Annotated in this window: 26 protein-coding genes; 9 read left to right on the top strand and 17 right to left on the bottom strand. The window is 63.4% G+C overall.

Annotation, left to right across the window (positions count from 1 at the left end; translation table 11 throughout):
- Positions 1–64: 64 nt before the first annotated feature.
- Both HUN39_RS17465 and dapD read right to left on the bottom strand, forming a co-directional pair.
- Positions 65–544 (bottom strand): hypothetical protein, encoded by a 480-nt coding sequence (locus tag HUN39_RS17465; RefSeq protein WP_175095717.1) that lies wholly within the window; start codon positions 542–544, stop codon positions 65–67.
- Positions 544–1401: a 2,3,4,5-tetrahydropyridine-2,6-dicarboxylate N-succinyltransferase gene (dapD, locus tag HUN39_RS17460; RefSeq protein WP_175095716.1), complete on the bottom strand. Its 858-nt coding sequence runs from the start codon at positions 1399–1401 to the stop codon at positions 544–546. Before dapD ends, HUN39_RS17465 begins: the two co-directional genes overlap by 1 nt.
- A 276-nt stretch (positions 1402–1677) precedes the next feature.
- On the opposite strand from dapD, the gene HUN39_RS17455 reads away from it, so the two are divergent.
- Together HUN39_RS17455 and HUN39_RS17450 are read left to right on the top strand one after the other, a co-directional pair.
- Positions 1678–1878: a type II toxin-antitoxin system PemK/MazF family toxin gene (locus HUN39_RS17455; RefSeq protein WP_232366186.1), complete on the top strand. Its 201-nt coding sequence runs from the start codon at positions 1678–1680 to the stop codon at positions 1876–1878.
- Between the two features lie 24 nt (positions 1879–1902).
- A complete protein-coding gene (locus tag HUN39_RS17450) occupies positions 1903–2412 on the top strand; it encodes a DinB family protein (protein ID WP_175095714.1) in 510 nt (169 codons plus the stop codon).
- Here the strand turns inward: HUN39_RS17450 and HUN39_RS17445 are convergent.
- From HUN39_RS17445 to HUN39_RS17390, 12 genes are all read right to left on the bottom strand, one after another.
- Entirely contained in the window at positions 2409–3113 is a 705-nt protein-coding gene (locus tag HUN39_RS17445) for a pyrimidine 5'-nucleotidase (RefSeq protein ID WP_175095713.1), read from the bottom strand. The genes HUN39_RS17450 and HUN39_RS17445 overlap by 4 nt on opposite strands.
- Before the next feature lie 103 nt (positions 3114–3216).
- Complete coding sequence (locus HUN39_RS17440; protein WP_175095712.1) at positions 3217–3912, bottom strand: NAD-dependent deacylase; 696 nt, start codon at positions 3910–3912, stop codon at positions 3217–3219.
- Between the two features lie 175 nt (positions 3913–4087).
- Positions 4088–4954, bottom strand: coding sequence for an acetylglutamate kinase (gene argB / locus HUN39_RS17435; RefSeq protein WP_018407270.1), 867 nt, complete (start codon positions 4952–4954; stop codon positions 4088–4090).
- A gap of 318 nt (positions 4955–5272) precedes the next feature.
- Entirely contained in the window at positions 5273–5926 is a 654-nt protein-coding gene (gene yihA / locus HUN39_RS17430; protein WP_175095711.1) for a ribosome biogenesis GTP-binding protein YihA/YsxC, read from the bottom strand.
- Positions 5923–7704 carry a membrane protein insertase YidC gene (gene yidC / locus HUN39_RS17425; protein WP_175095710.1) on the bottom strand — a complete coding sequence of 594 codons (1782 nt, stop codon included), beginning with the start codon at positions 7702–7704 and terminating at the stop codon, positions 5923–5925. The genes yihA and yidC overlap by 4 nt, the downstream gene beginning before the upstream one ends.
- Complete coding sequence (rnpA, locus tag HUN39_RS17420) at positions 7701–8126, bottom strand: ribonuclease P protein component (protein WP_175095709.1); 426 nt, start codon at positions 8124–8126, stop codon at positions 7701–7703. The genes yidC and rnpA overlap by 4 nt, the downstream gene beginning before the upstream one ends.
- A gap of 32 nt (positions 8127–8158) precedes the next feature.
- Positions 8159–8293 (bottom strand): 50S ribosomal protein L34, encoded by a 135-nt coding sequence (rpmH, locus tag HUN39_RS17415; RefSeq protein ID WP_083858773.1) that lies wholly within the window; start codon positions 8291–8293, stop codon positions 8159–8161.
- A 289-nt stretch (positions 8294–8582) separates the two neighbouring features.
- Positions 8583–9662, bottom strand: a complete 1080-nt coding sequence (locus HUN39_RS17410; RefSeq protein WP_175095708.1) for a cytochrome-c peroxidase — start codon at positions 9660–9662, stop codon at positions 8583–8585.
- 1 nt (position 9663) lies between these two features.
- Positions 9664–10413 (bottom strand): SCO family protein, encoded by a 750-nt coding sequence (locus HUN39_RS17405; protein ID WP_175095707.1) that lies wholly within the window; start codon positions 10411–10413, stop codon positions 9664–9666.
- Positions 10410–11693: a methanethiol oxidase gene (gene mtoX / locus HUN39_RS17400; RefSeq protein ID WP_175095706.1), complete on the bottom strand. Its 1284-nt coding sequence runs from the start codon at positions 11691–11693 to the stop codon at positions 10410–10412. Before mtoX ends, HUN39_RS17405 begins: the two co-directional genes overlap by 4 nt.
- 21 nt (positions 11694–11714) lie before the next feature.
- Positions 11715–11984, bottom strand: a complete 270-nt coding sequence (locus HUN39_RS17395; protein WP_029651585.1) for a DUF4242 domain-containing protein — start codon at positions 11982–11984, stop codon at positions 11715–11717.
- Between the two features lie 63 nt (positions 11985–12047).
- Positions 12048–12641 (bottom strand): TetR/AcrR family transcriptional regulator, encoded by a 594-nt coding sequence (locus tag HUN39_RS17390; RefSeq protein WP_175095705.1) that lies wholly within the window; start codon positions 12639–12641, stop codon positions 12048–12050.
- 462 nt (positions 12642–13103) lie between these two features.
- Here HUN39_RS17390 and ctrA point away from each other — a divergent pair, with 462 nt between their 5' ends.
- Together ctrA and HUN39_RS17380 are read left to right on the top strand one after the other, a co-directional pair.
- Positions 13104–13805 (top strand): response regulator transcription factor CtrA, encoded by a 702-nt coding sequence (gene ctrA / locus HUN39_RS17385; RefSeq protein WP_018407261.1) that lies wholly within the window; start codon positions 13104–13106, stop codon positions 13803–13805.
- Positions 13806–13968: 163 nt separating this feature from the next.
- Positions 13969–14529 carry a DUF4142 domain-containing protein gene (locus tag HUN39_RS17380; RefSeq protein WP_175095704.1) on the top strand — a complete coding sequence of 187 codons (561 nt, stop codon included), beginning with the start codon at positions 13969–13971 and terminating at the stop codon, positions 14527–14529.
- Positions 14530–14609: 80 nt separating this feature from the next.
- On the opposite strand, the gene chpT is transcribed toward HUN39_RS17380, so the two are convergent.
- Positions 14610–15296, bottom strand: coding sequence for a histidine phosphotransferase ChpT (gene chpT, locus HUN39_RS17375; RefSeq protein ID WP_175095703.1), 687 nt, complete (start codon positions 15294–15296; stop codon positions 14610–14612).
- 188 nt (positions 15297–15484) lie between these two features.
- On the opposite strand from chpT, the gene cysQ reads away from it, so the two are divergent.
- Entirely contained in the window at positions 15485–16342 is an 858-nt protein-coding gene (cysQ, locus tag HUN39_RS17370; RefSeq protein ID WP_175095702.1) for a 3'(2'),5'-bisphosphate nucleotidase CysQ, read from the top strand.
- A 126-nt stretch (positions 16343–16468) separates the two neighbouring features.
- Positions 16469–17065, top strand: coding sequence for a DUF1134 domain-containing protein (locus HUN39_RS17365; protein ID WP_175095701.1), 597 nt, complete (start codon positions 16469–16471; stop codon positions 17063–17065).
- Between the two features lie 68 nt (positions 17066–17133).
- Here HUN39_RS17365 and HUN39_RS17360 read toward each other — a convergent pair whose 3' ends face one another.
- Complete coding sequence (locus HUN39_RS17360) at positions 17134–17559, bottom strand: hypothetical protein (protein WP_175095728.1); 426 nt, start codon at positions 17557–17559, stop codon at positions 17134–17136.
- Between the two features lie 292 nt (positions 17560–17851).
- Here HUN39_RS17360 and HUN39_RS17355 point away from each other — a divergent pair, with 292 nt between their 5' ends.
- The 3 genes from HUN39_RS17355 to HUN39_RS17345 all read left to right on the top strand — a co-directional run bounded on the left by HUN39_RS17355 (position 17852) and on the right by HUN39_RS17345 (position 19727).
- Entirely contained in the window at positions 17852–18895 is a 1044-nt protein-coding gene (locus HUN39_RS17355) for a coiled-coil domain-containing protein (protein WP_232366185.1), read from the top strand.
- 131 nt (positions 18896–19026) lie between these two features.
- Complete coding sequence (locus HUN39_RS17350) at positions 19027–19308, top strand: YciI family protein (protein ID WP_175095700.1); 282 nt, start codon at positions 19027–19029, stop codon at positions 19306–19308.
- Positions 19308–19727, top strand: a complete 420-nt coding sequence (locus HUN39_RS17345; protein WP_175095699.1) for an EVE domain-containing protein — start codon at positions 19308–19310, stop codon at positions 19725–19727. The genes HUN39_RS17350 and HUN39_RS17345 overlap by 1 nt, the downstream gene beginning before the upstream one ends.
- Here the strand turns inward: HUN39_RS17345 and HUN39_RS17340 are convergent, their stop codons facing one another.
- Positions 19728–21473 (bottom strand): tetratricopeptide repeat protein, encoded by a 1746-nt coding sequence (locus HUN39_RS17340; protein ID WP_408631420.1) that lies wholly within the window; start codon positions 21471–21473, stop codon positions 19728–19730.
- Positions 21474–22041 lie beyond the last annotated feature (568 nt).

Below are 22041 nucleotides of genomic sequence, written 5' to 3'. Positions count from 1 at the left end.
AGTCGGTCCGCGCCGGCGCCTTGTCAAGCAAAGGCGGCAGCGCTCAAGCGGAACGAGCGCTTCCTCATCGCGCAGCAGCATCATCCTCCCGCCAACCCAATTCATAGACGGTCCACAGAGCGGCGGCGACGAAGAGCGCGTCGACGCCCCAGACATACCAGCGCGACATGACTTCAGCGACGCGCGGCTGCAGAAAATGCGCGGCGCCGGCAAGCAGCGCAAGAAGCGGCGCCAGGCTCGCAAGCCCGAGCGGCGGCGCAAGGCCGCGGTCGCGACAGCGCTTGGCCGAAAGATTGATGAAGCTCACGACGATCAGCATCACGGCGAAGGCGTAAAAGATGACATAGACGTAGGCGAGAATCGTCATCGGCGCGAAGAAGGGCGTCGTCGCCAAATCATGCGCCGAATAGGGCGCCAGCGCGAACCAGATCAGCGTCAGCGGCAAAAGAACCGCGACAAGCGCGCCCGCGCCGCGCCGCCAGGTCGCGCGATCGATGCGGCCCTGATCGGTGCGGTAGAGAAAACGCAGGCGCTCAGCGTCCATCAATCCCTCAAAAGCTCGTTGATGCCCGTCTTGCTGCGCGTCTGCGCATCGACCGTCTTGACGATCACCGCGCAATAGAGCGACGGGCCGGGCGTTCCGTCCGGCAAAGGCTTGCCCGGCAGACTGCCGGAGACGACCACCGAATAGGGCGGCACATAGCCCATGTGGATCTTGCCGGTGGCGCGATCGACGATCTTGGTCGAGGCGCCGATGAAAACGCCCATCGACAGCACCGAGCCCTTGCCGACGACGACGCCTTCGACGACCTCGGAACGCGCGCCGATGAAACAATCGTCCTCGATGATCGTGGGATTGGCCTGCAAGGGCTCCAGCACGCCGCCAATGCCGACGCCGCCGGAAAGATGCACATTCTTGCCGATCTGCGCGCAGGAGCCCACCGTGACCCAGGTGTCGACCATCGTGCCGCTGTCGACATAGGCGCCGAGATTGACGAAGGACGGCATCAGAATCGCGCCTGGCGCGACATAGGCCGAGTGACGCACGATCGCGCCCGGCACGGAGCGAAAGCCGGCGGCGTTATGTTCGCCGGCGCCCCAGCCGACGAATTTCGAAGGGACCTTGTCCCACCAGGTCGCGCCGCCCGGCCCGCCCGCGATGACGGACATATCATTCAAGCGGAAGGACAGCAGCACGGCCTTTTTCAGCCATTGATTGACCTGCCAGCTTTCCGGGCCTTCCTTGCCTTCGATCTTTTCGGCGACGCGCAGCTTGCCGGCGTCGAGCAGACGCAGCGCGCCATCGACGGCGCGGCGGATGTCGCCCTGCGTCTCGGCGTTAATGTTGGCGCGATCCTCGAAAGCGGCGCTGATGAGCGTCTCAAGTCCCGTGTGCGGCATGAAAATCCCGAAAATGATGCGGTGAAGGCTGGCGCGGTTGTAAGGCTATGGCGAGGGGAGTTCAACACGGCGGCGGGAAGCGGGAGAGATGGTCCGGCTCTCTGCCCCTATTCTGGGCGCCGCCGCAAGTCGGGTGACGTGACTTGTGAAAAAAAGAATGTCGCAACCTCTCCGCGTCATGCCCGGCCTTGTGCCGGGCATCCACGCGTCGACGTGACGCGAGTCCCGCGGCATTAGCGCAATGTCCCGACGTGGATGGCCGGGACAAGCCCGGCCATGACGCGGAAACCCTTGGCAAGCGCTGCGGCGAAAAGCTATCCATTCGAAGTCGCGCTCGCGGACGCGAAGCCTTCGGCCGCGCTCGCCGATCAGGTGAAGAGCCTCGACTGGCGCGCGCGTAAGGCGAAGAAGAAAGGCGCGGCGACGAGGGCGGAAGTGGCGCAGGCCTTGGCGAAAGCAACCACGTTGCTGCGATAGGCTTTCAGGAGGCAAGAAAATAACATGACCCGTTCGACATTTGTAAAAACCATGGCGCGTTACAATCGCTGGCAAAACGCCAGCCTCTACGCGGCCGCCGATAGTTTGTCGGATGAAGACCGGCGCAAGGATCGCGGCGCTTTCTTCAAATCAATTCATGCGACTTTCAGCCATCTTCTCTGGGCGGACCATGTGTGGCTGAGCCGCTTTTCCGACGCCCCTAGGCCTTCCACGCCGCTGAGCGAATCAGCTTCGTATCGCGACGATTGGGACAGCTTGAAACAGGATCGAATCGCATGCGACGAACGGCTGATCATTTGGGCCGACGGCGTGACCGACGACTGGCTCGCCGGAGATCTCATCTGGCGTTCAGGCCTCATGCAATCGGATGTCGTTAAGCCGAAGTGGTTTGTCGTCAGCCACATCTTCAATCACCAGACCCATCATCGGGGCCAGATTCATGCGATGCTGACCGCCGCCGGCGCCAGGCCGCACGGCACCGATTTGATGTTGATGGAGCCGTTTACGGCCTAAGCTCCAATTAACCCCTCCAAAAACCCCACGAGATCGTCCGTGACGAAATCCACATGCGGTTCGTCGCCGGTGGAGATTTCCCAGGCTTCGCGCTCGGGGCCTTCGTCATGGGCCGGCAGCACCAGCACCGTCGTCATGCCGCGCGCGTGCGGCACGACGAGATTGCGGTCGATGTCCTCGAAGATCGCGGCGCGCGTGGGTTCGATCTTCAGCTTCTCGAAAAAGCGCATATAGGCGCCCTCATCCGGCTTAGCGATGAACTCCGCGGCGATGATGTCGAAAATATCCTCAAAAACATGGTCGATGCCGAGCTGCTTCGCGGTTTCGACCGCGTGATGGCGCGAGCCATTGGTGAGGATGAGCTTGCGTCCAGGCAGCGCGGCGATCGCCTCAGCCAGCGAATGATTATGCGCCAGCGACGAGCGATCGATGTCGTGCACAAAGGCCAGATAGGCCTCGGCGTCGATCCCATGTTCGGTCATCAGCCCGCGCAGCGTCGTGCCGTATTGACGATAATAATGCTTCTGCAACGCGCGCAGCGAAATGGCGTCGAGGCCGAACAGCCGCATCATGAACAGCGTGATGCGGGCGTCGATCTTGGGCCAGAGGTCGGCGGTCTGCGGATAGAGCGTATTGTCGAGATCGAACACCCAGGTGTCGATCTCTGCAAAGCGCGATCTAACGGGCAAGAGTTTGGTCATTGTGCGGCCAGTTTCATGTCATTCCCGCGAAAGCGGAAATCCAGAACAACGCCAGCGATCGTTGTGGCTGCTCTGGAGTCCCGATCGCAATTCGCAGGCCGGTTCATGACGCCAATATCTCCTCGGCCCATGACGGCACGATCTCGCTCGCGCAGCCATAGCGCCTGTCGTCGAATTGGCCGGCATTTTCAGACGGCTCGAGATTGAGCTCGCAGCAGCGCAGACCTCTTGCGCGCGCCTCGCGCACAAAGCCCGCCGCCGGATAGACCGCGCCCGACGTGCCGATGGCGACGAAGAGATCCGCCGCTCCCAGCGCCGCATAGATCTCGTCCATAAAGAGCGGCGTCTCGCCGAACCAGACGACATGCGGCCGCAGCGCGCCATCGCATCCGCAACGCGAGTCGGTCGAAAGGTCTTCACGGCGATCGCTCACCGCGCCGCATGAGGCGCAGCGCGCTTTGAGCAATTCGCCGTGCATGTGAATGACGCGCGTCGAGCCGGCGCGCTCATGCAGATCGTCGATATTCTGCGTCACGAGAGTCAATGCGCCGCCGTGCTGGGCGAGGCCGGCTTCGAGGCGCGCCAGCGCGGCATGGGCGGCGTTGGGCGAAGCGGCGAGCAGATTGCGCCGACGCGCATTATAGAACTCATGCACCAGCGCCGGATCACGGGCGAAGGCCTCGGGCGTCGCGAGCTGCATTGGATCGTAGCGCTTCCACAGCGCCGCGCCCGGCCCGCGAAAGACGCCGAGGCCGCTTTCGGCGGAAACGCCCGCGCCGGTGAGGATGAAGAGGTTCATTTTGCCCGCTCTCCTCCACGCGTCGTGCCCGCGCTTGTCGCGGGCGTCCATGCCGGGACATTGCGAGCCGGCCGGAGCATCACGCTGGATCATGCAGCATAGTGATAGCGATTACGCTGCTTTTCGGCGTGGATGGGCGACACAAGGCCGGCCATGACGCGCGGGAACCAAACCCTCACCGCGTGATCAGCGTTCCGGCGCCATGATCGGTGAGCAATTCGATCAGCACGGCGTGCGGCAGTTTCCCGTCGAGGATGACGACGCCCTCGACGCCGCGCTCGATCGCGTACATGCAGGTCTCGACCTTTGGAATCATGCCCCCGGTGATCACGCCCTCGGCGATAAGGCCGGGAATGTCGCCGACCTTCAGCTCTTGAATGATCTGCTTGTCCTTGTCGAGCACGCCCGGCACGTCGGTGAGGAAGATGAGGCGCTTGGCGTGAAGCGCGCCGGCGATCGCGCCGGCGAAGGTGTCGGCGTTGACGTTATAGCTTTCGCCGCGCGGACCTTCGGCGACGGGCGCCAGCACCGGAATGAGTTCGCGCCCCAGCACCTGATCGAGCACCGTCGTGTCGACCTTGTCGGGTTCGCCGACAAAGCCGAGGTCGACGCCGTCGGGGCGTTCGATCTTTTTGGCGGTGACCATGCGCCCGTCCTTGCCGGTCAGGCCGATGGCGCGTCCGCCTTCCGAATTGATGTAGCCGACGATCTGCTTGTTGATGGAGCCGGCGAGCACCATTTCGACGACGTCCATCGTCTCTTCGTCGGTGATGCGCAGGCCGTCGGCGAAGCGCGACTCGACGCCGAGTCGCTTCAGCATCGCCCCGATCTGCGGACCGCCGCCGTGCACGACGACGGGATTCACACCAGACTGTTCGAGCAGCACCATGTCGCGCGAAAAATCGCGCGCCACCTGATCGTCGCCCATGGCGTGGCCGCCGTATTTCACCACGACGATGGCGTCGTCGTAGCGCAGCATATGCGGCAGCGCCTGCATGAGAATGCGGGCTTGCTGGAGCGCGGTGTCGACGGCGTCGGTCATTGGGGAGCCTCGCGGGGGCGCTACCCTCAGGGTGATCGGGTGAATGGCTTCCTCATCCTGAGGAGCGTGCGCAGCACGCGTCTCGAAGGACGAGGAAGCCAGCTTTCGCCTATTTTTCCTCACCCTCGTCCTTCGAGACGCCGCCTGCGATCTCGGGCCTTCCCGAGATCGACATTAAATCCGCAAGTCGGGTAAACCCGACTTGCGGGCGGCCCTCAGGATGAGGGTGAGGAAAAACGATTCTTCACTCGATTTCCCGGACGGAGCTGCCCTCTTCCAGGGTTGACGCGCCCAACTAGCCCGCCGCGGCCGTCGCTTTCAAGCGTTTCGTTCGGCCAGGAGCTTTGCGATCGCGGCGCGAAGTTCGGAAATTCCTTCGCCGCTCTGCGCCGAGGTGAAAATCACTTCAGGAAAGGCGGCGGGGCGCTTCTCCAGCGCCTTCATCGTTGCGGCGAGGACCTCGTCACGCTCGGCAATCTTCAATTCGTCATGCTTGGTCAGAATGACCTGATAGGAGACGGCCGACTGATCGAGGAGATCGAACATCTCTTCGTCGAGAGGCTTCACGCCGCGGCGCCCGTCGACGAGCACAAAGACGCGGGCGAGGCTGGCCCTCCCCTTCAGATAGTCGCGCATCAGCTGCGACCAGCTCGCCACCTTCTCCTTGCCGACCGCCGCATAGCCGTAGCCCGGCATGTCGACGAGGCGCAGGCGCTCCGCGCCCGGCGCGCCGCCCAGCGCAAAGAAATTGAGCTGCTGCGTCCGCCCCGGCGTGTTGGAGACGCGGGCGAGCGTCTTGCGGTTCGTCAAGGCGTTGAGCAGCGAGGATTTGCCGACGTTCGAGCGCCCCGCGAAGGCGATCTCCGGCGGGCCGATCGGCGGCAGATCGCTCGCCTTGGCGCTCGCGAAAATGAAATCGCAGGGGCCGGCAAAGAGTAGCCGGCCCGCTTCGGCGAAGTCGGATTCGGTCACGCTCTCTGGAACGTCTTGCGCAGATTGTCCCAGAACTCGAACTTCACGCCGGCGCGCTTCATGATGACGCCCTGCTGCACGATGGACAGGAGATTGTTCCATGTCCAGTAGATCAGCAGGCCGGAGGCGAAGCCGCCCATGGTGAAGGTGAAGATCACCGGCATCCAGGCGAACATCGTCTTCTGAATCTCGTCGGCAGGCTCCGGATTCATCTTCATCTGCAGCCACATCGAGCCGCCCATCAGCAACGGCCAGACGCCGAGCGCGAGATAGGGGCCGAAGATCGCGACATGCGTTGGGTCGAAAGGCAGCACCCCGAACAGGTTGAAGACATTGGTCGGGTCCGGCGCCGAGAGATCCCGGATCCAGCCGAAGAACGGCGCGTGACGCATTTCGATCGTGACGACCAGCACCTTATAGAGCGAGAAGAACACCGGGATTTGCACGATCACCGGCAGACAGCCGCTCGCGGGGTTAACCTTCTCCCGCTTGAAGAGCTCCATCTGCTCCATGTTGAACTTGTGCTTGTCGTCGCCGTATTTTTCCTTCAGCTCTTTGATTCTTGGCTGAATCGCCTTCATTTTGGCGATCGACTGATAGCTTTTGTTGGCGAGCGGCAGGAAGGCGAGCTTGACGATAACCGTCACCGCCAGAATGGCGAGGCCGAAATTCCCCAAGAGCTTGTAAAGGAAGTCGATCAGCCGGAACATCGGCCGGGTGATGAAGTAGAACCATCCCCAGTCGATGAGAAGATCGAAGCGTTTCAGGCCAGGATTCGTCTTATAGGCGTCGAGCACGTCGACGACCTTGGCGCCGGCGAAGACATAGGTCGTCGTCTCCGCTGTTTTCCCGGGCTCGATGGTCTTCTGGTCGCTGACGGTATCGGCTTGATAGGTTTTCACCGCGCCGCCCATCGAGGCGTAGCGCGCCTCCATGGGCAGATTCTGGTCGGGAGCGACCACGGCAGCCCAATATTTGTCCGTCAGCCCAACCCAGCCGCCGACCCCCTTATAGGTCTTGACCGCGTTGTCCTCTTTCTCGATCTTGTCGTAGGTGACTTCCTCTCCCGTCTCGCCGACGACGCCGACGAAGCCTTCGTGCAACGCCGCATAGCCCGCGGATGGCGGATGGCCGACACGGCTCACGCGCGCGTAATTATAAAGCGTGACGGGGGCGCCCGCCTTGTTCTCGACGCTGTCCTTAACCGTGAAGAGATATTCGTCGTCCACCGAGATGACGCGCTTGAAAACGAGGCCGTGGCCATTGTCCCAGGTCAGCGTCACCGGCTTTGCCGTCGTCAGCCCGTCGGCATCCGTGGTCCACAGCGTCTCGGTGGTCGGCAGAACCGGCGCGTTTTCCGTTTCGGCGGTCAGATAGCCGAGTTCCGCGTAATAGGGACTAGGCCCGTCCTCGGGCGAGAGCAGCGTGATGATCGGGCTCGAGGGATCGACGGTCTCGCGATAATTCTTCAACGAGACGTCGTCGATGCGCCCGCCTTTCAGCGCGATCGAGCCGGAGATTGATCTGGTGTCGATGGCGATTCGAGGGCTCAGCGCCAGCGCTTGGGCGAGGCTCTTGGGCGCGGCCTTTACCGGCGGCTGGCCGGCTGTGACCCGCTCGGGCGCGCCAAGCTGAGGAACCTTGGCAAGCTGTTCCTGCTGCGTCTGCGCCCGGCGCTGCTTGTCGATCTCGGGGAAGGCGTAAAAATAGTCCCACAGGCCGATGAAGACCAGCGACAACGCCGCGGCGAGGATCATGTTCTTAACGTTTTCACTCATGGCCGCGTAAGCCTGTCTTCCTGTTTGCGTCTCGGGCGCGCCGCGCCGCGATCGTTCAACCTGGCGAGTCCTTCAGTCATCTGCGCGAGCAGTTCGGCGAATGGCGCGGAGAGGGACACGGGCCGCGCGACGAAGACGTAATCCCGGCCGGGCTTCGCGCCAAGGGCGCCGCCGAGCCGCAGCGCCTCGCGCAGCCTGCGGCGAATGCGGTTGCGACCCACCGCGCCCGCGACCTTCCGCGTCACGGTGAGGCCGAAACGGGCCGGCGCATGCGAGTCCGTGAACTCCCGCGGCGCCATCTGCACCGTAAACGCAGGCAACGCAACGCGCGCGCCGCGCGCCGCGCGCACGAAATCCGCGCGCCGGCGCAGAGTCTCCGGGCGCGGGGACGTCTCATCTTCGGCGGGGACTTGCGCCTTCATGCAGTCATCCGCCTCGTCCGTTCAGAGCCGTATCAGGCCGAGAGACGCTTGCGTCCGCGGGCGCGCCGCGCGGCGATAACGTTGCGGCCGCCGACCGTGGCCATGCGGGCGCGAAAGCCGTGACGGCGCTTGCGCACGATCTTGCTGGGCTGAAATGTCCTTTTCACCGTTCTTCTCCGCTGGCGAAAGGGACTTACGCCCGCTCTCGCGCTCGTCTTGCTGTCGCCGTCGACGACCTCGCCGCAGACGGCTTAAAAATGCTTCGGCGTCCTCGACGACGCGCAGTCGTCACAAAACATTCGCCGCCCCTTTTGGAGCGGCGCCGATCGCAGGCATATAGGAGAAAGCGCACGTTCAAGTCAATGTTCGTCCCGCCGGTTTTGCGCCGGCGCCTCGCGAAAACGACCGAATGCGACGCGACCGATGGTCGGCGAGTTCCCATCCGCCGGTTGCGATTCAGAGCGCCTCGAGAAAGACGACGATCGCGGCTTTTTCGTTTGGGGTCAGCTCCAGCGGACGGATTTTCGGGTCGAGCGATGGATTGGCTCCCCCGCCGCCATCGTAGAACTCGACAACCTCCGCGAGCGTCCTCAAGCTTCCGTCGTGCATGTAGGGCAAACTTTCGCTGACGCCGCGCAGCATCGGCGTCGTATAGGCCCAACGGTCAGTGGGCGCATTGGTGATCTCGAAACGGCCAACGTCATTCGGCGCGCCGGTCTTAGCGAGGCCGACAGCCGCGAGGTCGACATTTTGAAAAACGCCGGGCGCGAGCTGCACCAGCCTTTTCCCCCCCGCCGCCTCGGACCGAAATCCGACCCCGGTATTGTGCCAGGACTGATCGGTAAAGAGCGCCGTCTCAGGTCCGATCAGATGGCAGGCGGCGCAGCCCGCCTTGCCGGTGAAAATCTCGTAGCCCTTCCATTCCTGAGGCGTCAGCGCCGACCGTTCGCCGCCATAGACGGCGCGATCGAAACGCCCGCCGCCGCGCAGCAGCGCAGCTTCATAGGCGGCGATGGCGCGACCGAGCGTCATCATCGTCGCGCCTTCCTCGGGAAAGGCGGCCTCGAACAGCGGCCGATATTCGGCGTCGGCGCGAAGCCGGGCGATGAGCGGACCGATCCCGGAATTGCCCATCTCGTCGGCCGCGAGCAGCGGCCCCCAGACCTGAGCGGCAAGATCGGTCTCGCGGCCGTCGTGAAACAGGAATTTCTTGAAGGCGACATTATAGAGCGAGGGCGCGTTGCGCCGCAGCAACCGCCCCTCCATGCCGATCGAGAGCGCGCTTTGGTTTGAGGCGAAGCCCTGCGCTGGAATATGGCACATGGCGCAGGACAATGTGCCGTTTGCGGAAAGGCCGCGGTCGAAGAACAGTTTCTCGCCGAGCCTGCGCATGGCCGACGTGCCCGCGACCATTGCGGGAACGGGCGGCAGGCCCAGCAGCGACGACTCCTGCGCGCCCGCCGGCGCAGCGAAAAGCATCAGGGCAAGACAGAGGGCGAGAAAATTGGCACGAAAAGCGGGCGCGGCGCGGCGCATCTCAGCGCTCCTTCAGCCGGTTGTCCGCCTCCGGAAACTCCATGGCGAGCGTGCGCGCGTCATTGAGCAGATTTTCGGGCGTGAGGAAGGCGGCGCTATAGATCTCGCGCACCCAGCCGTCGGGATCGACGAGAAAGACTTTGAGCATGTGATTGATCGCGCCCGAACGCCGCCCAGCTTGGTCGGTCTCGAAAGCGATGTCCTGACCCATTTGCGCGACCAGCGGCGAGAGATCGCTCAGCGAACGGCTGGTGATAAACGCCCAGGGAACCCTGTCGGCTTCGTTCTCGCTGCTTTGCAGCAGGCGCATGACGTTGGGCGTATCGTGCTCGGGATCGAGACTCGCGAAGACGAGCCGCAATCTCGATTTGAGCAGCGGATCGTCGTTGGCGTCGCGCGCGACAGTCTCGAAGGTCGACCAGGCGAGGGGGCAACCTGCCGGATCGACGCAATGGGCGTAGAAAAAGGCGAGAGCCGTCACCGCGCCGCGCGTATAGGCGGAGAGCTGCGCCGCCCTGCCCTCGGCGTCGAGCAGTTGCGCATCGGGCATGCGCTGAATGCGCTGAAGAACATAAGCGCCCGCCCGCGGGAGATGGGCGGCGGCGGCATTCGCAGGCAGCGCGCGCGTCTCAGCCGCGCGCAGCGGCGCGGCCAAGGGTGCGGTCAAGAGCGCCGCCAAAAGCAGCGCGAGACCGACGAACGCGGCGAAAGGCGCGCCTGCGCCCTTCGCGTGTCGTGCTCCGCCCGTCACGGCGACTCGGCCTTCTGGGCGCGCGCGGTGAATTTCATATGATGCGCGCGGCCGAGTCCCTCCTTGTGGAAGTCGACGACGAAATCTTCCCTAAGCTCCTTCCCGTCCCATGAGTAGCCCTTGAGGAACTGCTCGTTGTCGGCGCCCTTCTTGTCCCAATTGGCGAGCAGCGAGGTCGTGAAATAGACGCGCTTCCCGTCCCAACTCTGCGAGACCATATTCACCTGCGCGCCGATCTTTTTCGCATAGACCTGTTTCGGCGCTTCCGGATTGGAAAGATCAAAGAGCCGCGCCGTTCCGTCCATGAATGTGTTGACCCAGAGCGACGACGCGTCGGACGAAATCGAGATGTCCACGGGCAAGGGAATTTTGGATGGATCGCCGACGTCGGCGACGGCTTTCGCCTGCCACTCGTGCTTGTCGTCCTCTTTGATCAGGTAGAGTTTCGAGGTGAGCGCGCCGGCGGTGATCGCCCAATTGGCGCCCGGCTTCAGCGCCCAGCGAATTTCGAGCGGCGCGCCGGGAACGGAAAACACCCTTAGAGGCTTCATCGCCTTCAAGTCCCACATCACCATCGTGTTCCCGAAATTCTTCATCGCGGAATCATCTTGGATGAGCTGGGAAAGATCCATCATGTAATTGGTCCAGCCCGTAAAACTCGACGTCAGCATGCGGTTCTGGGCGGGATTGATGGCGATGTCGTAGCCATAGCCGTCGCCGCCGTTATTGAGCGGCATCGGCGTCGTCGTGACGAGTTCGCCAGCGTTGTTGTAGGTGATCAGCCCGGTGACGCCGCCGTGATCCTTCTTGTTCGAAAGCGCCTGCACCAGCATGCGGCCGGGCAGCGCGTAGAAGGTGTGCGGGCCGACATAGCCCGTGCTCTCGGCAAGATTATCGATCGTTTTGACGAGCTTCGGCGTCGAGGGATCGGAGCCGACGTCGAAGATGAAAATCTTGCTGTCATCGAGACGGCCCGCCCAGAGATATTTGCGATCGTCGGTGAATCCCATGTGATGCGCTTCGCCGCGTCCGCCGACGGCGATCGTGTGAATCACCTTTCCGTAGGTCGCGGAGCCGGGAATGACGTCGATCGTCACGAGCTTGTCGGATCCATCGCCGACGCCCTTCTCGCCGAGCGTCCAGACGTGGAGGTATTGTTCCTGTCCCTTGATCAGCCCGCTCATGAAAGGCGAGTTGCAGGTCTCATCCGCGACAGCCGGCGCAAGCGCCCAGGCGGATACAAGCGCACACACTGCTGCGCGCAACGGCAAGCTCTTCATTCAACCACTCTCCCTTATTGGTCAGGCCGTCGCAGGGTCTATGATCGCCCTGATTTCGCTGATCCGGTTGGCCGGAAAGCCTCCTTGCTCCGCATGTTCTTTGATCGCCGCCGCGTTCTCGGCGATGTAGACGCAGTAGACCTTGTCGTCGGTGACATAGCTTTCGACCCATTGCGTCTGCGGGCCGAGCGCGCGCAGGACGGCGCAGGAGCGCTGCGAGATCGCCTGGAGATCGGCCTGCGTCATCTTCCCGGCGCCGGGAATGTCCCGTTCGATGATGAATTTCGGCATCGTCTTTCCCCTATTTAGAGCCCAAAATGATATGACCGGTCGTCTCACTCGGGCGCAAATCGATCACGCCTTGAAGTAGCCATTGAGCAGCATGTCGCAGAACTGCGTCAGCGGACGCACCGAGCGCTCGATCTTCATGCGCAGCAACGCCCCCTGCCAGAAATTGACGAGAAGGTCGGCCATTTCCTTCGCGTCCATGTCCGTGCGGAAACCGCCTTCCCGCTGAGCGCGGGCGATTCCCTCGCGCAGCTTGTCGCGATAGCGGTGCACGGCCTCGCGCAGCGACGTCTGGCAGAGATCGCTCGTGTCGCCGATCTCGCCGATGAGATTGCCAAGCAGGCACCCGCCCCGGAAATCCAGGCGTTCGGTCTCTTCGATCAGCTCATCGAAGTAGGCGCGCAGCGCCGCCGCGGCCCCAAGATCCTTGCGCTGAAGCTGTGCGTCGAGCCGTTTGATAAACGGATCAATGTAATGTTTGACCACCTCGGCGCTGAAGGCTTCCTTGCTTTCGAAATAGTTATAGAAGGAACCTTTCGGCACGCCGACGCTCTTGACCAGCTCCTGCAGCCCGGTGCCGTGATAGCCCTGCTCCATCAGGAGCGCGACTCCCCGGTCCAGAAGCTTCTCTCTCAGCTCTTTGACGTCGCGTCGGCTCATGGCGATATAATACGACCGGTCGTCTCAGTTTGGCAAGCAGCGCGCGTCGCAAGCATAGCGTCGCGCAGCCCCATTGGCGCCGCGCATGGGACTGAATCATGACGCAGATGAGGCGAGGATCGCGCGCGCGAAGCTTCGCGGGGGCGTCCGCGCATTTCGTTACGCGCCGCGTATTTTGTCTTTGCCCCGCGGACTCGCGGCGGCGTATAGATTGGAAATGACGCGTGATTCGCGCGTCGCTGTCCGTGTCCTTCCAGACGTAGCGTGACGCGTCCGCCTTGCTTACCGCCCAAGATTAAGATTTAGGGCAGCGTTTGAGGCGTAAGTGAAGGTTTATTAACCAATTCCGCTTACCTTCGCAGGAAGGTCGGTCAGGTCGCTGAGGCGAGGACTCTCGCCGGCCGCCGGCGCGCGTCCTTCGCGCGGTCGGTCGCGGACGATGGAGCTCGGTGGGGAACCAACATGCGCGTTTTATTGATCGAAGACGACAGCGCGACGGCTCAAAGTATTGAGCTCATGCTCAAATCCGAGAACTTCAACGTCTATACGACCGATCTCGGCGAAGAGGGCATCGACCTCGGCAAGCTCTACGACTACGACATTATTCTTCTCGACCTCAACCTGCCCGACATGTCCGGCTATGAGGTGCTGCGCACGCTGCGCGTCGCCAAGGTGAAGACCCCGATCCTCATTCTCTCCGGACTCGCCGGCATCGAAGACAAGGTGAAGGGCCTAGGCTTCGGCGCCGACGATTATCTGACGAAGCCCTTTCATAAGGACGAACTCGTCGCGCGCATTCACGCCATCGTCCGCCGCTCGAAGGGCCACGCTCAATCGATCATCATCACCGGCGACCTCATCGTCAACCTCGACCAGAAGACGGTGGAAGTCAGCGGCGCCCGCGTGCATCTGACCGGCAAGGAATATCAGATGCTGGAGCTGCTCTCGCTGCGCAAGGGCACGACGCTGACGAAGGAAATGTTCCTCAATCATCTTTATGGCGGGATGGACGAGCCCGAATTGAAGATCATCGACGTGTTCATTTGCAAATTGCGCAAGAAGCTCGCCAACGCCAGCGAAGGCCGCAACTACATCGAGACCGTTTGGGGGCGCGGCTATGTGCTGCGCGAGCCAAGCGAAGCGGAAGAACGCATCACCGCCTGATACGGCGCCATCGTAACATTGAAGCAAAAGCGCGTTCACGAGCGCAATGCAAAACGCCGCGTCCGAGGATGCGGCGTTTTCTTTTTGCTACCTGAAGCATCTCGCGGAACAGGCGTGCGCGCGATCGGTTTACGATGCGGGGGCGAACGTCGAGGAGACGACGATGAGGAAACCCCTGCTGGCCAGCGCCCTGGCGCTTGCGCTTCTGGCGCCCAGTTACGCGCTTGCCGCGTCTTGGACGAAATCGGGCACGATGACCCGAACAGTCCGACCGGACGCCACGACTCAGAACTTCCTGGATAAGGCCTGGAACATCAACAATTTTGAAATCCAGGCCGGACGCGAAGCTCAGAACAAGGCAAACACTCAGGAGTTTCTCGACTATGCCCGTAGGATCGTGAGAGATCATACGAACATGGACGACGAACTGAAGCCGATCGTGCAGCAAGACCGGCTTAACGCTCCGAACGCGCTCGATAAGGAACACCAGAATCTTCTGCAGCAATTGTCCTCGACGACTGGCGCGCGCTTTGAAGAGCGCTTCCGGACACAGCAAATCGACGGACACGAGAAGGCGGTGAAGCTTTTCGAGAGCTACGCCAAGAACGGCCAGAACCCTGAGCTAAAGAGGTGGGCGCAGAACGCCATTCCGACGCTGGAGAGGCATCTGCGCGACGCCAAGGCGCTGCCGCGTGCGACTCAGCGAAGCACCCGCGCCGATTAGCACGTCTGCGCTGAGCTGATACGCGTCATCGAAAACTGGCAGGATCCGCGCGGGTCTCGCGCGGGTCCGCAGCTCTGGCTTCAGGCGACGGCGCTCTCTGTCGACGCATCCATCCCCGCCGCCGCTTGGACAGGGACCGCGTCAATCGTCACAAGTTCCGGCTCGCTGGAAACCACGACCTGCATGCCGCAGGAATTGGCCACCAGACCGGCGTAATAGGCCTGAATGGCGCGTGCGTCGATCGCGCCCTCTTCCGATTCGCCTTCGAGCAGGCGCGGAACGTTCGACGCGACGCGCGCATTGACGCCTTTCGCCTCGATCCTGAACGTCACCCGATCGTCTTCGCCCGTTGAGCTAACGGCGATCACGCCGCCACGCGGAATCGCCGCGTCGGCCAAGACGCAGAGGTTGAGCAGCAGCTTGACCTTGTTCTTGGACATCAGCACGCGCGGAACGCTCCAAAAGAGCTGCGTGCGCTCGTCGGCGATCAGCTGGCGCGTCACCAGCTCGGCGTCGCCCGTGTCGATCGACGCGCCTTTCGAACCCGCGGCGCCGAAGGCGAGCCGGCAAAACTGCAGCCGCGCCGACGCCTCATTCGCGCTCGATTTGATCAGCGCCAGCGCATGGCCGCGCATCTCGGCGTCCTTTTCCTCCTCGAGGACTTCAAGACCATTGACGATGGCGCCCACGGGCGAAATGACGTCGTGACAAACCCGCGAGGACAGGAGCGCGGCAAGATCGAGAGGGTCGAGCGAGAATTTGGTCATGATGCCATCCAAATCGGGTGAAGGCGGCGACGTCTGAGGGAAGCTTGATCCAGTCTGCCTGTGATGCGCGGCGGACTGACGCGGCGCGCGAATCACTGCGTTCAGGCTAAAACGAAACTAACGGGCGCCGCGCGGATTGCAAATGACACGCGCCTTTAATCGTAAACAAACATTGAGGGAATCGAACGATGGCGGTGGAGAAAACTTTTCAGTCGGCGGGCGCGCTCGGCGACATCGAAAACCTCGCCCGCCTGTTCGCGAACATCGCAGTCGCGGCGGGCGCCCTGGCGATGGAGACGCTGGCCAATCCGAATATCGCGTCGCGCCTCAAGGGCGATACGTCGCCGGTGACAGAGGCGGACGAGCGGATCGAAGCCTATCTGCTCCGCGAACTGGAAGCGGCGCTGCCCGGCGTGCCCTTTTTGGCCGAGGAGAGCGCTTCGCGCGGCAAGACGCTCGGCGCCGGCGACGCCTTTTTGTTGATCGATCCGATTGACGGCACGCGCGAATTTCTCGCCCGCAGCACCGAGTTCACCATCAATGTGGCGCTCGCGGAGAAGGACGCGCCGCGCGTCGGCGCGGTTTACGCGCCGGCGCAAGGTCGCGTCTGGTTCGCCGGCGCGCACGGTTATGAGGCGCGGGCGGTCCCTGGCGGATCGCTGCCGCCATCGCAGGACTGGCGTCCGCTGCGCGCGCGGCCGCGTCCCGCCGAAGGGCTGGTCGCGTTGATTTCGAAGTCTCACCTCGATGAGGCGACGAAGGCGTTTCTCTCGCGACAGCGCATCGCGCGCAGCGCGCCCGTCGGCTCCTCGATTAAATTCTGCCTGCTCGCCAACGGCGAAGCGGACGTCTATCCGCGCTTCGGACCGACGATGGAATGGGACACCGCCGCGGGCGACGCCGTGCTGCGCGCGGCCGGCGGCGTCACGCTCGATCCGGACGGCGCGCCGCTGCGCTACGGCAAGAAAGCCGACGATTATCGCAATGGTCCGTTCATCGCCTGGGCCGACGCGGCCGCGCTCGAAGCCGCCGCAACGCTTCCTTAACTACGGCGCGCGACTTTGGCGGGCGCAAGTCCGCCTGTCGCCTTTGCGACGCAACTGCGCCGCGGGTCGGCCATCGTTGACGCCGACGCATGGCGCTTGAACACGTTCGTCCTGGAGTTCGTCGTCATGAGCAAAGCTTCGTTCAACGCCGCCTCGCGCCGCGACCTGTTTCGCCTCGCCGCCGCCTCGGCCTGCGCGTGGGCGGCTCCTGTGTCTTTCGCCCGCGCGGCGCAGCGGCCTGAAACCTATTCCAGCGGTGAGATCGTCGAGAACGGCCACCGCTTTTTTGGCTCCATTTCCCGCGGCCTCGCCGAGGGCGTCGAGCGCGCGTCGCGGCAGTGGGGCCGTCCAAACGCCTACATCCTTGGCCAGGAGGCGAGCGGCGCGTTCGTCGGAGGGCTCCGCTATGGCGAGGGCACGATGTATACGCGCAACGCCGGTCAGCAGCGGGTGTTTTGGCAAGGCCCCTCGATCGGCATTGACGCCGGCGCCGACGGCGCCCGGACGATGATGCTCGTCTACAATCTGCCGTCCGTCGATTCCATCTATCGGCGGTTCTCCGGCGCCGCCGGATCAGCCTATCTCGTCGGCGGCCTCGGATTCACCGCGCTCAACAATGACGAGGTCGTCGTCATGCCGGTGCGCTCGGGACTTGGCGCACGGCTGGGCCTTAATCTCGGCTATCTGAAATTCACGCCGGAATCGACCTGGAACCCGTTCTGATCCGATCGGACGCGCCGACGTAACGCCAAGAGCCCCGTTCAGAAGAGCCCCGTTCAGAAGGGCGCCGTTCAAAAGACCGGCAGGCGGCTCGCGCCCGCGCGCGGCGGAGACAAACCCAGCGGCTCCCGGGCGACGAAGCCACAAATGCCGCAGGCCTCGTCGCCGCGCTGCCGGCGCCAGCGGCAATCATGACGAATGCTGCAGTCGTAGGCCGGGCTCGGCTTCACCGGCGCGCCCGCCTCGGCGAGCAGCTGCGCGATGCGGCCGAGCAAGGCGCATCCGCCGCCGCTCCAATGCGCGCAGTCGTTTTCAACGCAACTCGGCGCGAATCGGATGCGTGCGGCCGGCGCGGCCTGCGTTTGCGCGGCGGCGAGAAAGCTTTCATCCGCCGCAAGCGTGGTGGCGAAGACTCTCTCATTGGCGTCTTGCGGGCTTCTTTCAGCCGGGTCGCCGAAATGAAGCGCGGGCGCGCCGGGACAGCGCATGGCGCTCATCGGCGAGCCCGCCGCAATCGCGGCGCGCCGCGCGCGCGGCCACCGCAAAAAACGCCAGCGGATAACGTCATTTGGCTTCTCCTGCTTGCCGCGAGCAACGCCCGCGGCGGTTGCTTCCGCCGTTCTGCGGCCCGCTGGCGGGAAAGTCGTCATCCAAATGGACGACGCCGCGAGCCGCGGTCGTTGGCGACGCCGAGCCGACGAACCGTAGCCCGTGCTTTGCGTTCCGCGTCATTACGTGGCAGAATCCGCAGCGCCGTCCGCCTTGAGACGGATCAAGGATTGCTGCGTCTTGATCGAACAAGCGATGTATTTCGCGCTCGGCTTCCTCGTCGCCGGGCTTTTCGCCTTGATGTTCCTCCCCGCTTTCTGGCGGCGCGCGCTTCGTCTTTCGATGCGACGGCTGCAGATGCTTGCGCCGATGTCGATGGAGGAAGTCGTCGCCGAGCGCGATCTGCTGCGCGCGGAATTCGCCGTTCGCGAGCGGCGGCTCGAACAAGCGATGGAGGCGACGCAAACCGCGCGGGCGCACGATCTCGCGACGGTCGGCCGCCATGTCGCGCGGATCGCCGAACTCGAAGCGCAGCTCAATCGCGCCGAAGCCGACAATCGCGACATGAACCTGCGCGTCAACGACGCGGAGAAGGTTTTGGGCGAGCGCACCGAGCTTCTGAACGCCACGGAGCGAGCGCTTCATGAAATGACCGACCGCGCCGAAGGCCGCGTCGCGCAACTGCGCCTGATTCGGTCGGAGACGGCGGCGCACGACGAAGGCGCCGGGGCGCAGCTGGACGGTTTCGTCGCCGCCTATGAGTCGCGCGTCGCGGCGCTGCATCAACACAATAGCGAGATGCAGCGCGAGCTGCAGGTCTTGCGCGAGGAGCATGCGCGCGCCGCGCAGTCGGGGGCGCGGGCGACAGAGCTTGAAGATCTGCTGACGCGCATTTCGGGCGAACTTGCCGCGACCCGCGTGCTGGGAGAAACGCTCGCCGCCGAACTCGACGCGGCGCGGGCGCAGCTCAAAGCCGCCGAAGAACGCCAAAAGAGCGACGGCGACCAATTGGAAGGGGCGCTGCGCGTCGCGCGCGCCGAAGCGAACGACGCCGCCGGAAAGCTCGAATCGGCGCGCGCCGACAACGCCATGCTGCAGGGCGCCGTCGAGGCGCTGCGCGCGGAGCGGGCCAATATGCGCCGCGCCGCCAACGGGTCCAAGGGTTTGTCCATCGTTCCCGTCGCGGCAAGCGACGCCGAAATCTCCGCTCTACGCGAAGCGATCATCGATTTTGGCGACCGCGTCGTCGCGCAGGAGCTTGAGACGCCGGCAAAGCGCGCCTAAAGCGCGCCTTCCATTTCCCGAAGCCCTCGCCTCTTCGAACATGAAATCGTCATTTCGGCGGCGGCGCTGTTGACCCGCGTCGCGCGCTTTGGAACAAGTTGCGCGTTCGTCACGCTTACGCGAGGCCGCCTGTGCTCTTCGTCGCCCTTTGCCTGGATAAGCCCGATCACGTCGAGCTGCGCATGTCGACCCGCGCCGCGCATCTCGCCTTCCTCGACACGCACGCCGCGCGCGTGAAGCTCGGCGGCCCCTTTCTCGACGGCGAGACCCCCGTCGGCTCCATGCTCATTCTCGACTGCGAGAACGAGGCCGCCGCCCGCGCGCTGCTCAGCGAAGACCCTTACGCCGCCGCCGGCCTCTTCGCCTCGGTGGAGCTGAAACCCTGGAAACGCGTGGTGGGAGCGCAGCTCTAGTGGCGCACTGGCTACTAAAAAGCGAGCCGTCGAGCTGGTCCTGGGATCAGCAGGTGAAGGCCGGGGCCAAGGGCACGTTCTGGAACGGCGTGCGCAACCATTCGGCCAAACTCAATCTGATGGCGATGAAGAAGGGCGAGAAAGGCTTCTTCTATCATTCGAACGAGGACAAGGCGGTCGTCGGCGTCGTCGAGATCATCAAGACCTATTATCCCGACCACACCGACGAGAGCGGCAAATTCGGGATGGTCGATGTGAAGGCGGTGAAGGCGCTGAAAAAGCCGGTGACGCTGGCCGAGATCAAAGCCGAGCCGCGCCTCAAGGACATGGTGCTCGTCAACAATTCCCGCCTCTCGGTGCAGCCGGTAAGCGACGAAGAATGGCGCGTCGTGCTGGAGATGGCGGGCGAGAAGGGGTAATCACCCGCCGTTCTGCGCCGCCTTGTCATGGGCGAGCGTCGGCGCGTCCGACATGCCGTGATTGATCTTGTCGAGAATCTTCGGCAGTTCGTCGGGCTCGGGATTCAGGTCGCGCGCATGGTTCCACTGGAAATGCGCTTCGAGCTTGCGGCCCACGCGCCAATAGGCGTCGCCAAGATGATCGTTGATCACCGGGTCTGACGGCTTCAGGTCGATCGCCTTCTCCAATTCGCGCACGGCGTCGTCATAGCGCCCCAGCCGGTAATAGGCCCAGCCGAGACTGTCGACGACATAGCCGTCGCGCTGCCGCAGATCGACGGCGCGGCGCAGCATCTTAAACGCTTCGTCGAGGTTAGAGCCCTTGTCGACCCAGGAATAGCCGAGATAATTCAACACCAGCGGCTGGTCAGGGTTGAGATCCAGCGCCTTCTTGAGATCGGCTTCCGCCGCCGGCCAATCCTTGCGCCGTTCATTGGCGATGCCGCGATAATAGTAGAGCAGCCACAGACCCTTATCTGCCTTGGACCGCAAATCGAGCACGCGCGTATAGGTCACGGCGGCGTCGGCGAAAGCCTTGCGCGAGCGCTGAAGATTGCCGAGCGCCGTCAAAGCCTCCTGATTCTTGGGGTTGGCGGCGACGATCGCGGACAGATTTTCGCTCGCCTCTTTGGTTTTGCCGAGCGTCTCCAGCAGAAGCGCCGCCTGCACGTCGGCATTGACGCGCAGCGGACTGTCCTTCGGCACGCTTTGATAAAGATCGATGGCGGCCTCTTCCTGCTTCATGCGCTCATAGACGTCGCCGAGCGTGACGATCGCGAGAGCGTTCTCCGGCGCTAGATGCAAGGCGAGGCGCAGATAGATGAGCGAAGCGAGTTCGTCGCCCTGGCGGCCGCCGACGGCGCCCAGCCCGTAAAGCACTTCACCCGCGCCTTCGTCGGCGGTGCGCACGAAGGGCGGCAGCGGCTTGCCCTCCTCGAGTGCGGCGAGGCCGGCGACGACAATCGGGTGATTGGGCGCGACCTCGTCGAAGGCGAGGTAGAGCTGCTTCGCCTCGTCGCGCCGCCCGCGCGTCGCGAGAAAGCGCGCATAGGCGTCGACAAGCCGCAGCGTGTTCTTCTCGGCGGCATAGGCGGACTTGAAGCGCTTTTCGGCCTCCGCCTTGTCGCCGCCGAGATCGGCGATCAGGCCCGCATGATAGTCGCGAAACACCACAAAGGCGTCGTCGGTGAGCGTATCGAGCGTCGAGAGGGCGTGACGCGTATCCTTGGCGCCGGCGTAACTCCAAGCGGAGAGCAGCGTCGAGGTGATGTCGCGGCGACGGTCGCCGCCGCCCTTGGCGAGTTCGGCGCGCGCCGCGGCGTATTTGCGGTTCTTGATCTGATCGACGCCGCGGGCGAGATGCGCCAGTCCGTTCGTGCGGTCATGCGCGATCACGCGGCCGGTCAGCGAGAGGGCCTCCGACATATTGCCGTTGGCGAGCGCCGCGACGAAGGCGCGGTCGGCAAGATCAGAGTTTTTGGGATCGTCGCGCAAGGCTTCGCGGAAGAAGGTCGAGGCGGCGAGCGTATCGCGCTGCGCGCCGGCGACGATCGCGGCGAGATAATTGCCCGACAGGCTGGAGCCGACCTCGAAAGGCCGCGCCACGACGATATTTTCCCGCGCCGCGAGGCTGCTGTCGCAGGAGAGCCCGAACGCGCCGGACCCCGCAAGCAAGATGCACGATAGGCGCGCCAGAGCGCGTCTCACGCGGCTGGCCGGAGACGCAAACAGAAGAGCTGAATTGGGCACTGGCGCTTCCCTAAAAGGCGACGATCGCGCGCAAAGGCCGCCTCACCGAGAACAGGCGGCCTAAAAGTCCAAAGTCGCGCCTAAAGATGGCCCTTTTGGGCCGATGACGCAAGGCGGAAGAAATCCCGGTAGTGTCCTAATTTGTTTTCTTATTAAAACGGGGCCTTCGTTGGCCATCGATTGGCGTAGACGTTTTTTAATTCGTCATCATGCGCCTTTTTGGTCCGCAAGGAGCCATTGTAGCCGCCTCCAGGAATTCTGGTCCTCTTACTCACCGCCAAAGCTTGGAGCGCCGGCCACCCTTTAGCGTGGCAATTGGTTTGTATCACGCCAAGGAACCATGCTGCTGATCGCCAGTGTAGCCCAAGTTTTCCACACAGCTCGCTATACGTGAAGGGCGGTTGCCCATTTGATGCTCTGCGAGCCAAAAGAGGCCAAGCTCTGCGTGCCCTAGGGTCCAGACTCATAACCAATAGCTGATTGTCGCGGCGATGCAGACGGCTGCGAGAAAGTTAGTCGCGCTTCG

This window comes from Methylocystis silviterrae, assembly GCF_013350005.1.
GTDB classification, from domain to species: domain Bacteria; phylum Pseudomonadota; class Alphaproteobacteria; order Rhizobiales; family Beijerinckiaceae; genus Methylocystis; species Methylocystis silviterrae.
The sequence above is the reverse complement of the archived record's forward strand: the minus strand, read 5'-3'. Positions and strand labels throughout refer to the sequence as shown.